Source organism: Proteus sp. NMG38-2 (assembly GCF_020640995.1).
Classification (GTDB): Bacteria; Pseudomonadota; Gammaproteobacteria; order Enterobacterales; family Enterobacteriaceae; genus Proteus.
Window position 1 is genome coordinate 274,994 of the sequence record NZ_CP085481.1, and the last position, 14,043, is coordinate 289,036.

The following is a 14,043-nucleotide window of genomic DNA, read 5'->3' on the forward strand; positions in this document are numbered from 1 at the left end:
ATTATATGCGAATTATTGTTTATGGAAGTTTACGGCAAAACCAAGGTAACCATCACTGGATGACGTATGCGCAACTTTTAGGTGAGCATAAGTTAGTGGGGTACAAACTCTATGATTTAGGGTTTTACCCTGCGGTTATTGAAGGTGAAGGAGAGATAGAGTGCGAAGTTTATCGGATAACCCCTTCTATCTTGACAGAGCTTGATGAATTGAAAAAGAATGATCAGGATTACAAGCGACAACTGATTTCAACGCCTTATGGCAGTGCTTGGATCTACCTTTATCAAAAGCCTGTGGATGGTTTACGTGAAATAAAATGTGGTGATTGGTTAAAGCGCCACGAAGAAGAGTAACCGGTTATTACCCTTTTACTCAATATTATGCAAAAACGGCTTGATAGGAATATTGAGCCGTTTTTATTTTTATAAAAGGGGAATAATTTTAATCGAAAATAGTATTTATAATTAATCGTTGTTTAATCTAATAAAATAAATTAGTGGGTTATACATTAATGATAGTCGGTATTGCGATTACATTGATAAGCGGTAGATTACGTATAATGTGTTTGAAGAAAAGAGTAGTACCATTATAAAAAAGCTCTTCAATAAGAAGAGCTTATTCATCAGTAAATTATAAAATAATAACTTACTTAGTTAGTTATTCTGATAGCGTCAGAATTATTTTTTAGCACGTTCGAAAGAAGACAGAATTTCAGCTTTAGCGGCTTCTACGTCTTCCCAACCGTCAACTTTAACCCATTTGCCCGCTTCTAAATCTTTGTAGTGCTCAAAGAAATGTTTGATCTGTGCTTTTAACAGTTCTGGTAGATCAGTCACATCTTTAATGTGATCGTATTCTTTGCTCAGTTTAGTGTGTGGTACTGCAACCAGTTTCGCATCTTCACCTGATTCGTCAGTCATTTTCAGTACGCCAACAGGGCGGCAACGAATAACTGAACCTGGTTGTAATGGGTATGGAGTTGGAACCAGAACGTCTACTGGGTCACCATCTAAAGATAATGTGTTGTTGATGTAACCGTAGTTGCATGGGTAGAACATTGCAGTTGACATAAAACGGTCAACAAACAGTGCACCACTTTCTTTATCAACTTCGTATTTGATAGGATCAGCATTTGCTGGGATTTCAATAACAACATAGATATCTTCTGGTAGTTCTTTACCAGCAGGAACATGATTCAGGCTCATAAAAAATTTCCTATAAAAAAATTAATTTTACGTGGCCTGTAGTATAGCGAAAAGTTTTTAACAATACCCGTTTTTTGCCGAACATGTTGCGTTATGACGTAAAAATAAGCAGTAAATAAAAGGAAGTTCTATTTCCAAAGATGAAAAAACCGGACGAAAAAGAAGCCCGGTTTATCTATGTCGGAGCTAGACCAATGAATTATTCTTCGTCTGGATATTGCGCCATAAAGCTTTCAGCTTGCTCAACCATCGATTTAGTACCTACAAAGAAAGGCATACGTTGGTGAAGCTCTTTAGGTTCGATATCAAGAATACGTTCTTTACCATTACTCGCTTTACCGCCAGCTTGTTCTGCTAAAAACGCCATTGGGTTACATTCATAGAGTAAACGTAATTTACCAGTAGGGTGGCTTGCAGTGCTTGGATAGATATAAATGCCACCTTTCAGTAAGTTACGGTGAAAATCAGCGACTAAAGAACCGATATAACGAGTGGTATAAGGGCGATTAGTGGCTGCATCTTGTTCTTGGCAATACTTAATGTATTTTTTGACACCTAATGGGAATTTGATGTAGTTACCTTCATTGATAGAGTACATATTTCCTGTTGGTGGGAAATGCACACTTTCATGAGATAGGCAGAACACACCTAAAGAAGGGTCATAAGTAAAGGCGTGAACACCACAACCTGTTGTATAAACTAACATGGTTGATGAGCCATAAACGACATAGCCTGCTGCAACTTGACGATGACCAGGTTGTAAGAAGTCATCTAATGTTACAGATTGGCCAATAGGCGTAATACGGTGGTAAATAGAGAAAATTGTCCCGACGGAAACGTTTACATCAATATTCGACGAACCGTCTAAAGGATCCATTAGTACAACATACTTAGCATTCTCAGCACGATCACCTTCAAAGATTACAATATCATCTTCTTCTTCTGATCCGATACCCGCAACTTCACCACGTGCTTTTAATGCCGCTTTTAGTTTCTCATTCGCGTAAAGATCCAGTTTCATCTGGGCTTCACCTTGAACATTAGAAACACCGTTAGTACCCAGAATATCGACTAACCCTGCTTTATTAATATCACGGTGGATAATTTTAGCCCCAAGCTTAATTGCCGAAAGTAATGCAGTAAGTTCGCCAGTTGCATGGGGAAAATCTTGTTGTTTCTCGACGATAAATTCGCCTAATGTTTTCATGACGCAGGTCCTGAATGTGAGTGGGTAAAGTAAAAAAGGAGGAAAATCTCCTTGGTGGTGGCAAGTTTAGCCAAAGAATCGAATGATTCAAAGGTTAATCCGTTCCTTATCTGCTTTTTGATCGTTAGAATAGTGACCAACTTCATGCTATTGGACAGAAATTCATGCACATTCATATTCTTGGTATTTGTGGCACCTTTATGGGAAGTCTTGCCATTTTAGCTCGAGCTAAGGGACATAAAGTCACAGGCTCTGATGCTAATGTCTATCCACCAATGAGTACCTTATTAGAAAATCAGGGAATTGAACTGATTGAGGGATATGACCCTAAACAATTAGAACCTGTTCCTGACATGGTGATTATTGGTAATGCAATGACACGAGGAAATCCTTGTGTTGAAGCTGTACTTGAAAAAGGTCTGCCTTATACTTCAGGCCCTCAATGGCTACATGATTATATTTTACCTGAACGTTGGGTATTAGCGGTTGCAGGAACTCATGGTAAAACAACGACGGCAGGTATGTTAGCTTGGGTTTTAGAAGATTGTGGCTATAAGCCGGGTTTTTTGATTGGGGGTGTGCCTGGTAATTTCCAAGTTTCAGCACAATTAGGTGAAAGTCCTTTCTTTGTGATTGAAGCCGACGAGTATGATAGCGCTTTCTTCGATAAACGTTCTAAATTTGTACATTACTCACCTCGCACACTGATTTTAAATAACCTTGAATTTGATCATGCCGATATTTTTGACGATTTAGCGGCAATTCAAAAACAATTCCATCATTTAGTTCGTATTGTTCCAGGCAGCGGAAAAATCATCATGCCTGACAACGATATAAATTTAAAACAGACCATTGGAATGGGATGTTGGAGCGAACAAGAATTCACGGGTGAAACAGGCGATTGGCAAGCTAAAAAACTCACTAATGACAGTAGTCATTTTGAGGTGTTTCATAAAAGTGAGCGAGTCGGAGAAGTGTGTTGGGGGCTTTCTGGTGAACACAACATGCAAAATGGCTTAATGGCAATAGTTGCTGCACACCATGTTGGTGTTTTACCTGATGACGCTTGTGAAGCATTAGATAAGTTTGTTAATGCGCGTCGTCGCTTAGAGTTACGTGGTGAAGTTAATCAGGTCAGTGTTTATGATGATTTTGCACACCATCCTACGGCGATTTTAGCAACGCTTGAAGCGTTACGCAGTAAAGTCGGTGGAACCGCGCGTATTATTGCGGTGTTAGAGCCTCGTTCAAATACCATGAAAATGGGAATTAGCAAGGATGATATCGCCCCAGCATTAGGTCGAGCTGATGAAGTATTTTTATTCCAGCCACCGAATATTCAATGGTTAGTGAGTGATATTGCAGAGCATTGCGTACAACCCGCTCGTTGGAGTACCGATCTTGATACATTAGTGGATATGATTGCGAAAGAAGCACAAGCGGGCGATCATATTTTAATTATGAGTAATGGTGGCTTTGGTGGGATACATGAAAAGCTGCTTAAAAAATTAGCTCAGCCTAAAGGATCAGAGAATCAGTATTAATAATAAATAAAAATAAGCCACTGAATGTTTAGTGGCTTATTTTAGGACGTTAGAGTAAAGCGATTATAATTCCTGATCAAACAGGTTTAGGATTGCATCTCGCAACTCTTCTGTTGAAAATCCTGGCGCTGGTGTTGAGAAAATAGTGTCATCACCTGCAATACTGCCAAGGATCCCTTCTGCTTTGCCTAATGAATCTAATAAACGTGCAATAAGTTGTGCCGCACCTGGGCTCGTTCTTATCACCACAACCGAATGGTTATGGTCGATATCGAGTACCAAATTTTTTAATGGGCTACTTGCTGTTGGTACGCCAAGTTCAGTTGGAAGGCAATATACCATTTCCATTTTGGCGTTTCGGGTTCTTACTGCACCAAATTTTGTTAGCATACGAGAGATTTTGGATTGATTAATATTATCAAATCCGGCCTCTTGTAATGCCGTCACAATCTCGCCTTGTGAACTGAATTTTTCTTCTTTCAGCAGGGCTTTAAACGCTTTAACCAAGTCTTCTTGCTTAGAAGGAACGCGCATAGTTCACCTTTAGTGAGTTATCAATAACCTGCGTATTATGCAGAGAAGTGAATTTTTATGCAACAAAAGACGATGAAAGGTGAGAGGTAATCTACTGAAAATTGTAAAGTAGAATGTACTGCAAAAAAGTTTTATTTATCGACTTTGAATGTGATAATTTAAGGAAGTAAAATATTTGTTAAATAAATGATAAGCTTAAATGATTATCATAAGGAGATAGTGCCACTTAACATTTTACCCAATTTATTGGAATTATTTATCAAAAGAGTGCCCACTATCTCATTAACAGATAAGCAATTTGTTTAGAATAACCAAAGTATTATTTTCCACTATAAATGCCTTATTATGCAATATTGCTGTTAAATAATTGTTTTTCAAAAGGTGTATTGCGTAATAGTGAGTCTCTCTAAGGCGTTCCACTATCTCGTAACTAAGGAGTATCAGAATGAAAGTAGCAGTTCTCGGTGCAGCGGGTGGTATTGGTCAGGCACTGGCACTTCTTCTTAAAAATCAGCTTCCAGCTGGTAGTGAACTCTCTTTATATGATATCGCTCCCGTCACACCGGGCGTCGCAGCTGACTTAAGCCATATCCCAACTCAAGTGACTGTAAAAGGTTTTGCCGGCGAAGATCCATCTCCTGCATTAAAAGACGCTGATGTTGTTCTGATTTCTGCGGGTGTTGCTCGTAAACCTGGTATGGATCGTTCAGATCTTTTCAACGTTAACGCAGGCATTGTGCGCAACTTAATTGAAAAGGTAGCACAAAATTGCCCTAAAGCACTTATCGGTATCATTACTAACCCTGTAAATACGACAGTTGCTATTGCTGCTGAAGTACTTAAAAAAGCAGGTGTTTACGATAAAAAACGTCTTTTCGGTATCACCACACTTGATATCATTCGTGCTAATACTTTTGTTGCTGAATTAAAAGGCCAAGATCCTCTGAAAACCAATGTTCCTGTTATTGGTGGGCATTCTGGTGTCACCATTCTTCCTCTACTTTCTCAAGTTGCTGACGTATCATTTACAGATGATGAAATCGCAGCACTGACAAAACGTATCCAAAATGCAGGTACTGAAGTTGTAGAAGCGAAAGCTGGTGGTGGATCAGCAACATTATCAATGGGACAAGCTGCGGCTCGTTTTGGTCTTTCATTAATTCGCGCTTTAAATGGCGAGAAAAATGTTATTGAATGTACCTATACAGAAGGTGACGGAGAATATGCCCGTTTCTTTGCACAACCTATTCTTTTAGGTAAAAACGGTGTAGAGGAATATTTATCTATTGGTAAATTAAGTGATTTTGAAAAACAATCTCTTAATGGCATGTTAGACGTATTGAAAAAAGATATAATTCTTGGTGAAGAATTTATTAATAAATAAAGAAATACTTTTTTTGCTATAAAAATAATGCAAAATTAAATAAAAACCGCTGATATAGTATCAGCGGTTTTTTTTATTAATTATAATGTATGTAATTATTAGTTAATTATTAGTTTTGTCACGAATCTTTCGTTCAAGTAATTCTCCTGTTTCAGGATGAAAATAACGGCTTGGCCAAATTTCAGAAGGAGCAACACCAAGATAATCAGCAATGATTTTTTCTCCTTTAGGCCAAGGGCGTGACAGTGCATTAGCGAGTGTTGAAGAGCTTAACCCTGCTTGGCGAGAGATGGCAGCAAGTGTTGTTCCTCGTTTTCTAAGTGCGGCAATAATATCGGCAGGATGCCAATCAGATTTCCTTGAAATCATTTTTAATCCTTTTTCTATAAAATTAATTGCTGTGTTAGTGGTATAAATAACAGTTTATTAGAAATGTCCTAAAGCATTTAAACTGATTATTTAGAAAATAAAATAACATTATTTTTCTAAAAAGATTTCTGATTTTTTTCTTAATAATTTCTTTTTTGAAGTTGATAACAATTTTAGAGAAACATAATGAAAAAAGAGTGGTATACGGCAAAGGAATTGACGGGTATAGGTGGATTACCTAAATCACCACAAGGTGTAAATGCAAAAGCTAAACGTGAATTTTGGCAAAAACAAAAGATAAAGAATAAGCAAGGTAATGGTGTTGAATATCATTATTCTTGTTTACCAGATAAAACTTTAATTGCTCTGGAACTTTATGAACCATTAGCACATTACAAACTAAATAAAAAAGAGGAGCCACTCGTTATCTGGGTGAAAGCATTCCAACAACTAAATGATGGTGAACAAAAAACATTAACAGAGCTGATATTGCGGGATGGTATTAGAAGTTTTTTAGAAAAACTCGTCAATGATTAGGCGAGTTTAAAGAATCTATTATTGCGTTATCCGCAACAGATATCTATCTGACTAACCTCTTAGTTGAATGTGAGATGAGATCATGAAAAAAGAATGGTATACAGCGAAAGAATTAGTGGGGCTTGCGGGGTTACCTAACTCACCGCAGGGAGTGAACTTGATGGCGCGTCGTGAAGGGTGGGAAAATCGCCGTAAACGTGGTGTGCAGGGGAAAGCTGTCGAGTATTCAGTGAAAAGTCTACCTGATGAGGTCATTGGGGTATTAGCTGCACATGAACCTCCCGCAGAGTATTTATCAAAGCGTCAGGATGCTTTTTTGATCTGGGTGGAAGCGTATTATCAATTAACCAAATCAGAACGTGAAAAAATTGTGAAGTTTGTGCTTCGAGAAGGGTTAGCAAAGCTCATTAGTTATATTGATGCTGATAATCAAGACGCAATTGAGCGAGAAAATGAAGAAGTACTCAATAAATTAAAAAACCCACCAGAGTCGACATAGTCGCTCTGGCAGGCTTTTCTATACCATTAATGGGGTAGTGTTATTAGGATTACGATTGACGTTGTACAGCAACGTGAGCAAGCCCAATAAGCGCTTCTTTATAAGGTGAATCAGGTATGATAGATAAAGCTTCAATTGCTTTGTCTGCTTCTTCTTCTGCTTTTTGGCGGGTATATTCCAAAGATCCACTTTGTTTCATGGTATTTAAAACGGTATCCAATAAATGGCGACCATTACCTTGCTCAATAGCTTGGCGAATTAATTGAGATTCTTCTTCATTACCATTATGCATGGCATGAAGTAATGGCAACGTAGGTTTGCCTTCATCAAGATCATCGCCTGTGTTTTTACCCAACTGACTGTTGTCAGCATCATAATCAAGCAGATCGTCAATGAGCTGGAAAGCAGTACCAAGATAACGTCCATAATCTTGGAATGCTTTTTCTTGCTCAGGTGTGGCACCAGAAAGAATGGCTGACGCATGAGAAGCCGCTTCAAATAGGCGCGCTGTTTTACTGTAAATAACTTGCATATAGTCATCTTCAGAAATATTAGGATCGTTACAATTCATTAATTGTAAGACTTCACCTTCGGCGATCACATTGGTGGCGCTAGACATTAATTTTAATACACGCATTGAATCAAGATCCGTCATCATCTGAAAAGATCGTGTATAAATAAAGTCGCCAACAAGCACACTTGCTGCATTTCCAAAGACGGCATTTGCCGTTTGTTTTCCTCTACGCATATCAGATTCATCAACAACATCATCATGTAACAACGTTGCAGTATGAATAAACTCGATAAGCGCTGCGACCGAGATATGTTTGTCACCTTGATAGTCCAATGCTCGTCCAGTGAGCACTGCGATCATTGGTCGGATCCTTTTACCACCACCACTAATGATGTAGTAACCAAGTTGGTTTATCAAAGAAACATCTGAATTAAGCTGGTAAAGGATTGCCTCATTTACCGCAGCCATATCAGCGGATGTTAGTTTTATAATAGATTCTAAATTCATGTTTTTTCGACTTTGGCTCGCCAATGAGCGCGTTATTATTAATAAAAAATGATCATGCCATAGATTTTACTCTCTTATAATTTAGATTGTACTTTAAAAATGGCTGAAATAAATATCGCATAAAAAACTCTTTTTTTTAATGCTAGTTTGCGATCTGTACTTGTCATCGGCACTAAATTTGCGTAGAATTCGCGCCCTATGTGAATATTTTAATTGTGCACTCAAATTATACATATTGGGAGTGTGCGGAAAGCGGAGTTTATATGTACGCGGTTTTCCAAAGTGGTGGTAAACAACACCGAGTCAGCGAAGGTCAAACTATTCGTTTAGAGAAACTTGAAGTAGCTACTGGCGAAACAATCGAGTTTGACACTGTAATGATGGTCGCTAATGGCGATGATATTCAAATTGGCGCTCCAATCCTTGCGGGCGTTAAAGTTAAAGCGGAAGTGGTTGCTCACGGTCGCGGCGAGAAAGTTAAGATTGTTAAGTTCCGTCGTCGTAAACATAGCCGTAAACAACAGGGCCACCGTCAGTGGTTTACTGATGTTAAAATCACTGGTATCGCTTAAGGTTTAGGAGAGTAGTTCAATGGCACATAAAAAGGCTGGCGGCTCGACTCGTAACGGTCGTGATTCCGAAGCAAAACGTCTGGGTGTTAAACGTTTCGGTGGTGAAGCTGTATTAGCAGGTAGCATCATCGTTCGTCAACGTGGTACTAAGTTCCATGCAGGTACTAACGTTGGTTGTGGTCGTGACCACACCCTGTTTGCATTAGCTGACGGAAAAATTAAGTTCGAAGTTAAAGGTCCAAACAACCGTAAATTTATCAGCATCGAAGCTGAATAATTACTGGTCCTTTAAGCACCGAGTCAAAAGCCCTGCAAGTCTGTTGCGGGGCTTTTTATATTTAAAAAAGGCCATCTCTGGGTAATTTCGGCCATCCAGCACGTTAATGGCTACTATACGGAGTAAAATCATGAAATTTGTTGATGAGGCCAAGATCCTGATCGTCGCGGGCGATGGTGGTAACGGCTGTGTGAGCTTTCGTCGCGAAAAATATATCCCTAATGGGGGACCAGACGGTGGTGATGGCGGTGATGGTGGTGATGTCTACATGATTGCAGACGAAAACCTCAACACTCTAATTGATTACCGTTTTACAAAATCTTATCGCGCAGAACGTGGTGAAAATGGTCACAGCCGTGACTGCACCGGTAAGCGTGGTCAAGACATTACAATTAGTGTTCCTGTTGGAACACGAGTCCGTGATTTAGCCACCAATGAAATTATTGCTGACTTAACTGTTCACGGACAAAAACAAATGGTCGCTAAAGGCGGCTTTCACGGTTTAGGTAATACTCGCTTTAAATCTTCGGTTAACCGTGCTCCACGCCAACGTACTATGGGTACTCCGGGTGAATCTCGTGATGTTCTCTTAGAGCTAATGTTATTAGCCGATGTAGGTATGTTAGGTATGCCGAATGCGGGTAAATCAACGTTTATTCGTGCAGTATCGGCAGCAAAACCTAAAGTTGCCGATTATCCGTTTACCACCTTAGTACCGAGCTTAGGTGTGGTACGAATGGATAATCATCAGAGCTTTGTTGTTGCTGATATTCCTGGATTAATCGAAGGCGCTGCTGATGGTGCAGGTCTTGGGATCCAATTCTTAAAACACTTAGAACGCTGTCGTGTGTTATTGCACTTGATCGACATCGATCCTATTGATGGATCAGATCCTGTTGAGAACGCACAAATTATTGTCTCTGAATTAGAGAAATACAGCGAAAAATTAGCACAAAAACCACGTTGGTTAGTATTCAATAAAGTGGATCTTCTTGATGCTGAAGAAGCAAAAGAGAAGGCAAAAGCGATTGTTGAAGCACTGGGTTGGGATGAAAACTATTACATGATAGCGGCCATCAACCAAGAAGGTGTGAAAAAACTTTGCTGGAATATCATGGAATTCCTGAATGTAACACCACGTGAGCAAGATTTAGTGGCGACAGTTGCAGAGCCAGGAAAAGTTGACTTTATGTGGGATGATTACCACAAAGAACAGCTTGAAAATCCTGATTTTGAAGAAGATGACGATGATGATTGGGATGAAGAAGATGATGATGGTATAGAGTTTATCTACCAACGTTAATTATCATTCTTATCATGAAAAAATAAAAAACGCCTGTTTATCAGGCGTTTTCTTTTATCTCGATATCGTAAACTTAGCGGTTATTGTACATATCTTTATACAGGTTAGTTTCAAAACGTACTAAATAGGCGCGCCCTGCATTACGATTTTGCGTTGGTGGTGAATATGCAGAGACGTACTGAACAAAAGCAACTTTTTGTCCATTAGCTGTCGTCATAAAGCCAGCAAGATTATAGACCCCTTTTAGTGAACCCGTTTTGGCAGAAACTTTGCCATCGACACCTGCTTCATGAAAACCGCCTCGGTATTGTAATGTTCCATCGTGTCCAGAGAGGGGAAGCATAGTAATAAAGTTGAGTTCATTTTCGTGTTGCCCAATATATTGAAGGACTTGCATCATTGTTGCAGGTGAAATGAGGTTATGGCGAGAAAGACCTGAACCATCAACCATTACTGTATTACCTAAGTCAATTCCTGCTTTTTGTTTTAAAATCGCACGAGTTGCTTCCGCGCCTGAACGCCACGTTCCAGCAACACCATAATATTCACGTCCAATGGTTCTAAATACAGTGTCTGCAATCATATTGTCAGACTCTTTTAACATTGTAGTAAGCAAGTTATGTAGAGGCTTAGATTGTGTTTGTGCTAATACAGTAACCGGTGCTTTAACGTAAGAGCGACGTTTTATATAGCCATCAAGTTCAATATTGGCTCTTTGTAACTCTTCTTTTAAAATTGTGCCAGCCCAATGCGCACCATCTTGAATAGAAAACATTAAAGGCACTGCATCGTCACGTTTAGGAATACATCCTGTTATTACATAGGTATTTAAATCACGGACAGTGACATCTAATTCGCAAAAACGAGTACGTGTTGAGCCTTTCTCATAAGTTTCAACTTCGCTTAAAACGGTAACTGGGTAAAATGAAGCTTTGCGTATTGTGGCAATATCGCCATCTTTATTGCCACTTTGCAATAAGACAGAAAAACAGTTTTTATCAACAATTGCGGCACTAGGTGGCGCACTAAAACATTGAGTCATATCATTCCAAACCCAACCAGGTGCTTTGTCATGACTCGAAAAAGCAGAAGTATCAATCAGCAAATCGCCATGGACTTTAGTGATGCCGGATTGTTTTAATACCGCGACCATTCCTCTTAACTGTTGGCGAGTTAATGTTGGATCACCGCTGAAACGAAAGATCAAATCTCCGTTGAGTTGATCATTCTTTATTTTGCCTTCCGTCTCCATTGTTGTGGTGAATTGGTAATCACCCCCTAATTGAAGTAATGCCGCCAAGGCGGTGACCACTTTTTGAGTACTGGCAGGAAGAGCTAATTGATCTGCATGATAATTGAGATTAGGAGAAGCTGCGCCCACAGGCTGGGTAATCAAACCCACTTGTGTTCCTTCAGGAAGAAGGGATGTATAGTTTTCAACGGGTATTGCTTGGGTTGAAAAACTGATGATACTTAATGTGTAAAGTATCCGTCGAAATGTTGATAATAAGCGCATAATTTCTCTGTCCGTGACTATAGCGTACTAACGTTACAGTATTGATTGCCAGAGGCTAATACTAAAGGGCAATGAGGGCAAAAGTAAACGATATAACGAGCGATTACTGCATTATCAGAAAATATCTGTTTATTGATTTATAAAGAGAGATAAGGCGTGAAGCAATGCGTCTGTTGTGTTAGATTTAGTTTTAGGTCTGGGGGCTAAGTTTGCTTCCCAACAGCATGAATAAGGGAATAAACGTCTTTCCTTATTCACCGAACATATGTAGAGACAGGCCCAATTTAAGGTTGCCTGTGTCTTTTTTTGTCTTGAGAAGAGTAAATAGATCCTTTTCTCTGTGTTGTTAGTATAAAAAATCAGGATGATACCTATTTTTTATTAGGAATAGTATTGAGGTATTAACACATGAATCAGATCCCTATGACCGTTCTTGGTGCGGAAAAACTACGCGAAGAGCTGGAATATTTAAAAAGTGTTCGTCGTCCCGAAATTATCGCGGCTATTGCAGAAGCGCGTGAGCACGGAGACTTAAAAGAAAACGCAGAATATCATGCAGCAAGAGAGCAACAAGGTTTCTGTGAAGGGCGAGTACAAGAAATTGAAGCAAAATTATCAAATGCTCAGGTCATTGATATTACTAAGATGAATAACAATGGCCGTATTATTTTTGGTTCAACAGTGACTCTGTTAAATGTTGAAACTGAAGAAGAGCAGACCTACCGCATTGTGGGTGATGATGAAGCAAACATTAAAGTTAACTTAATCTCTGTAAATTCACCGATTGCGCGTGGGTTAATTGGTAAAGAGTTAGATGATGTTGTTGTTATCACAACACCGGGTGGACAAGTTGAGTACGAAGTTTTAAACGTAGAATACATTTAATTTATAATTTTACGTTTCTATAGAAAACTAGGCTGCTATCCTGTGGTAATATAAAAAAGGCCTTAAAAGGCCTTTTTTGCCATAGAGTTACTTATGGCATTTTTATATAAAGATACAAGTATTATTTCGGTAAAATAATCTTGCGTGCTTCTGAAGGACGATAAAGAACAAGAATTTTTCCGATTACTTGTACATTCTGTGCACCGCTTTCGCGTACAATCGCTGCCACGATCAAGTTTTTAACATCTCGATCTTCGCCTGCGATTTTGACTTTGATAAGCTCATGGTGTGCCAGAGCGAGTTCAATTTCTGCAAGAACGCCTTCAGTCAACCCGTTGTTACCAATCATAACGACTGGATTCAGGTGATGAGCGAGCCCTTTCAGGTGTTGAATTTGTTTTTTGTTAAGAGTCATCATTAATTTTTGCTTTGTTGGGATTGAAAACACACTATTCTAACGCCATCTCTCACTTATCACCATAAAATGTCGTTAAGACGAGGTTAAATGAGTGAAAGAGTAAAAATTTTGATAGCTAAGTGTATGATAGTTGGAAAACGCAATGGCCAATAAGAAACGTTCTGCAAGCTCTAGCCGCTGGTTACAAGAACATTTTAGTGATAAATATGTTCAGCAAGCAAAGAAAAAAGGGTTTCGCTCTCGTGCTTGGTTTAAACTGGAAGAAATTCAGCAAAGTGACAATATCTTTAAACCAGGTATGACCGTTGTCGATTTAGGGGCAGCCCCAGGTGGGTGGTCTCAATATGTTGTACAGCAGTTAGGAAGTAAAGGTCGAATCATCGCATGTGACCTTTTGCCTATGGATCCTATCGTCGGAGTCGATTTCCTTCAAGGCGATTTTCGTGATGAACTTGTGTTGAAGGCATTGCTTGATAGAGTAGGTGAAAATAAAGTCCAGGTTGTCATGTCTGACATGGCTCCAAACATGAGCGGTACACCCGCGGTCGATATCCCTCGATCCATGTATTTAGTAGAGTTAGCGCTTGATATGTGTCGTGATGTACTGGCTCCCGGGGGAAGTTTTATTGTCAAGGTGTTTCAGGGAGAAGGCTTTGATGAGTACCTGGGGCAAATACGCTCCCTGTTTACGAAAGTGAAAGTTCGTAAACCAGACGCTTCGCGGTCTCGTTCTCGTGAGGTATATATTGTAGCCACAGGGCGTAAACTTTAG

General features: G+C 39.3%; 17 protein-coding genes. 10 read left to right on the forward strand and 7 right to left on the reverse strand.

Annotation, left to right across the window (positions count from 1 at the left end; translation table 11 throughout):
- Positions 1-5: 5 nt before the first annotated feature.
- A complete protein-coding gene (locus tag LG402_RS01385) occupies positions 6-353 on the forward strand; it encodes a gamma-glutamylcyclotransferase (protein WP_023583593.1) in 348 nt (115 codons plus the stop codon).
- Between the two features lie 324 nt (positions 354-677).
- On the opposite strand, the gene ppa is transcribed toward LG402_RS01385, so the two are convergent.
- Both ppa and fbp read right to left on the reverse strand, forming a co-directional pair.
- Complete coding sequence (gene ppa, locus LG402_RS01390) at positions 678-1,205, reverse strand: inorganic diphosphatase (protein WP_166540294.1); 528 nt, start codon at positions 1,203-1,205, stop codon at positions 678-680.
- Positions 1,206-1,404: 199 nt separating this feature from the next.
- A complete protein-coding gene (gene fbp / locus LG402_RS01395) occupies positions 1,405-2,412 on the reverse strand; it encodes a class 1 fructose-bisphosphatase (protein WP_023583589.1) in 1,008 nt (335 codons plus the stop codon).
- Positions 2,413-2,576: 164 nt separating this feature from the next.
- On the opposite strand from fbp, the gene mpl reads away from it, so the two are divergent.
- Positions 2,577-3,956 (forward strand): UDP-N-acetylmuramate:L-alanyl-gamma-D-glutamyl-meso-diaminopimelate ligase, encoded by a 1,380-nt coding sequence (gene mpl, locus LG402_RS01400; protein ID WP_227336303.1) that lies wholly within the window; start codon positions 2,577-2,579, stop codon positions 3,954-3,956.
- A gap of 63 nt (positions 3,957-4,019) precedes the next feature.
- Here the strand turns inward: mpl and argR are convergent, their stop codons facing one another.
- A complete protein-coding gene (gene argR, locus LG402_RS01405) occupies positions 4,020-4,490 on the reverse strand; it encodes a transcriptional regulator ArgR (protein ID WP_006535714.1) in 471 nt (156 codons plus the stop codon).
- Between the two features lie 445 nt (positions 4,491-4,935).
- Between argR and mdh the strand changes: the two genes are divergently transcribed.
- Positions 4,936-5,874, forward strand: coding sequence for a malate dehydrogenase (gene mdh / locus LG402_RS01410; protein WP_166540296.1), 939 nt, complete (start codon positions 4,936-4,938; stop codon positions 5,872-5,874).
- 102 nt (positions 5,875-5,976) lie between these two features.
- On the opposite strand, the gene LG402_RS01415 is transcribed toward mdh, so the two are convergent.
- Complete coding sequence (locus LG402_RS01415) at positions 5,977-6,243, reverse strand: helix-turn-helix domain-containing protein (RefSeq protein WP_072069577.1); 267 nt, start codon at positions 6,241-6,243, stop codon at positions 5,977-5,979.
- A gap of 186 nt (positions 6,244-6,429) precedes the next feature.
- Here LG402_RS01415 and LG402_RS01420 point away from each other — a divergent pair, with 186 nt between their 5' ends.
- Complete coding sequence (locus LG402_RS01420; RefSeq protein ID WP_072069576.1) at positions 6,430-6,780, forward strand: DNA-binding protein; 351 nt, start codon at positions 6,430-6,432, stop codon at positions 6,778-6,780.
- Positions 6,781-6,862: 82 nt separating this feature from the next.
- Complete coding sequence (locus tag LG402_RS01425; protein ID WP_036939375.1) at positions 6,863-7,279, forward strand: DNA-binding protein; 417 nt, start codon at positions 6,863-6,865, stop codon at positions 7,277-7,279.
- Positions 7,280-7,328: 49 nt separating this feature from the next.
- On the opposite strand, the gene ispB is transcribed toward LG402_RS01425, so the two are convergent.
- Complete coding sequence (gene ispB, locus LG402_RS01430) at positions 7,329-8,300, reverse strand: octaprenyl diphosphate synthase (protein WP_109408495.1); 972 nt, start codon at positions 8,298-8,300, stop codon at positions 7,329-7,331.
- A gap of 263 nt (positions 8,301-8,563) precedes the next feature.
- Between ispB and rplU the strand changes: the two genes are divergently transcribed.
- The 3 genes from rplU (at position 8,564) to cgtA (ending at position 10,452) form a co-directional block, all read left to right on the forward strand.
- Positions 8,564-8,872 (forward strand): 50S ribosomal protein L21, encoded by a 309-nt coding sequence (gene rplU, locus LG402_RS01435; protein ID WP_036939370.1) that lies wholly within the window; start codon positions 8,564-8,566, stop codon positions 8,870-8,872.
- A 19-nt stretch (positions 8,873-8,891) separates the two neighbouring features.
- Positions 8,892-9,149 (forward strand): 50S ribosomal protein L27, encoded by a 258-nt coding sequence (gene rpmA, locus LG402_RS01440; RefSeq protein WP_006535706.1) that lies wholly within the window; start codon positions 8,892-8,894, stop codon positions 9,147-9,149.
- Positions 9,150-9,279: 130 nt separating this feature from the next.
- Complete coding sequence (cgtA, locus tag LG402_RS01445) at positions 9,280-10,452, forward strand: Obg family GTPase CgtA (protein ID WP_166540297.1); 1,173 nt, start codon at positions 9,280-9,282, stop codon at positions 10,450-10,452.
- Positions 10,453-10,525: 73 nt separating this feature from the next.
- Here the strand turns inward: cgtA and dacB are convergent, their stop codons facing one another.
- The gene (dacB, locus tag LG402_RS01450) at positions 10,526-11,968 is read right to left on the reverse strand and encodes a serine-type D-Ala-D-Ala carboxypeptidase (RefSeq protein WP_109408497.1); all 1,443 of its coding nucleotides are present in this window, start codon (positions 11,966-11,968) and stop codon (positions 10,526-10,528) included.
- 408 nt (positions 11,969-12,376) lie between these two features.
- Between dacB and greA the strand changes: the two genes are divergently transcribed.
- On the forward strand, positions 12,377-12,853 hold the full coding sequence (greA, locus tag LG402_RS01455) for a transcription elongation factor GreA (protein ID WP_072069572.1): 477 nt from the start codon (positions 12,377-12,379) through the stop codon (positions 12,851-12,853).
- A 121-nt stretch (positions 12,854-12,974) separates the two neighbouring features.
- On the opposite strand, the gene yhbY is transcribed toward greA, so the two are convergent.
- Positions 12,975-13,268 carry a ribosome assembly RNA-binding protein YhbY gene (yhbY, locus tag LG402_RS01460; protein WP_036914752.1) on the reverse strand — a complete coding sequence of 98 codons (294 nt, stop codon included), beginning with the start codon at positions 13,266-13,268 and terminating at the stop codon, positions 12,975-12,977.
- A 145-nt stretch (positions 13,269-13,413) separates the two neighbouring features.
- Here yhbY and rlmE point away from each other — a divergent pair, with 145 nt between their 5' ends.
- Positions 13,414-14,043 carry a 23S rRNA (uridine(2552)-2'-O)-methyltransferase RlmE gene (gene rlmE / locus LG402_RS01465; protein WP_036939360.1) on the forward strand — a complete coding sequence of 210 codons (630 nt, stop codon included), beginning with the start codon at positions 13,414-13,416 and terminating at the stop codon, positions 14,041-14,043.

Bases quoted from the DNA above. Each gene is read 5' to 3' on its own strand.
- LG402_RS01385 (WP_023583593.1), top strand. From the start codon at position 6: ATGCGAATTATTGTTTATGGAAGTTTACGGCAAAACCAAGGTAACCAT.
- ppa (WP_166540294.1), bottom strand. From the start codon at position 1,205: ATGAGCCTGAATCATGTTCCTGCTGGTAAAGAACTACCAGAAGATATC.
- fbp (WP_023583589.1), bottom strand. From the start codon at position 2,412: ATGAAAACATTAGGCGAATTTATCGTCGAGAAACAACAAGATTTTCCC.
- mpl (WP_227336303.1), top strand. From the start codon at position 2,577: ATGCACATTCATATTCTTGGTATTTGTGGCACCTTTATGGGAAGTCTT.
- argR (WP_006535714.1), bottom strand. From the start codon at position 4,490: ATGCGCGTTCCTTCTAAGCAAGAAGACTTGGTTAAAGCGTTTAAAGCC.
- mdh (WP_166540296.1), top strand. From the start codon at position 4,936: ATGAAAGTAGCAGTTCTCGGTGCAGCGGGTGGTATTGGTCAGGCACTG.
- LG402_RS01415 (WP_072069577.1), bottom strand. From the start codon at position 6,243: ATGATTTCAAGGAAATCTGATTGGCATCCTGCCGATATTATTGCCGCA.
- LG402_RS01420 (WP_072069576.1), top strand. From the start codon at position 6,430: ATGAAAAAAGAGTGGTATACGGCAAAGGAATTGACGGGTATAGGTGGA.
- LG402_RS01425 (WP_036939375.1), top strand. From the start codon at position 6,863: ATGAAAAAAGAATGGTATACAGCGAAAGAATTAGTGGGGCTTGCGGGG.
- ispB (WP_109408495.1), bottom strand. From the start codon at position 8,300: ATGAATTTAGAATCTATTATAAAACTAACATCCGCTGATATGGCTGCG.
- rplU (WP_036939370.1), top strand. From the start codon at position 8,564: ATGTACGCGGTTTTCCAAAGTGGTGGTAAACAACACCGAGTCAGCGAA.
- rpmA (WP_006535706.1), top strand. From the start codon at position 8,892: ATGGCACATAAAAAGGCTGGCGGCTCGACTCGTAACGGTCGTGATTCC.
- cgtA (WP_166540297.1), top strand. From the start codon at position 9,280: ATGAAATTTGTTGATGAGGCCAAGATCCTGATCGTCGCGGGCGATGGT.
- dacB (WP_109408497.1), bottom strand. From the start codon at position 11,968: ATGCGCTTATTATCAACATTTCGACGGATACTTTACACATTAAGTATC.
- greA (WP_072069572.1), top strand. From the start codon at position 12,377: ATGAATCAGATCCCTATGACCGTTCTTGGTGCGGAAAAACTACGCGAA.
- yhbY (WP_036914752.1), bottom strand. From the start codon at position 13,268: ATGACTCTTAACAAAAAACAAATTCAACACCTGAAAGGGCTCGCTCAT.
- rlmE (WP_036939360.1), top strand. From the start codon at position 13,414: ATGGCCAATAAGAAACGTTCTGCAAGCTCTAGCCGCTGGTTACAAGAA.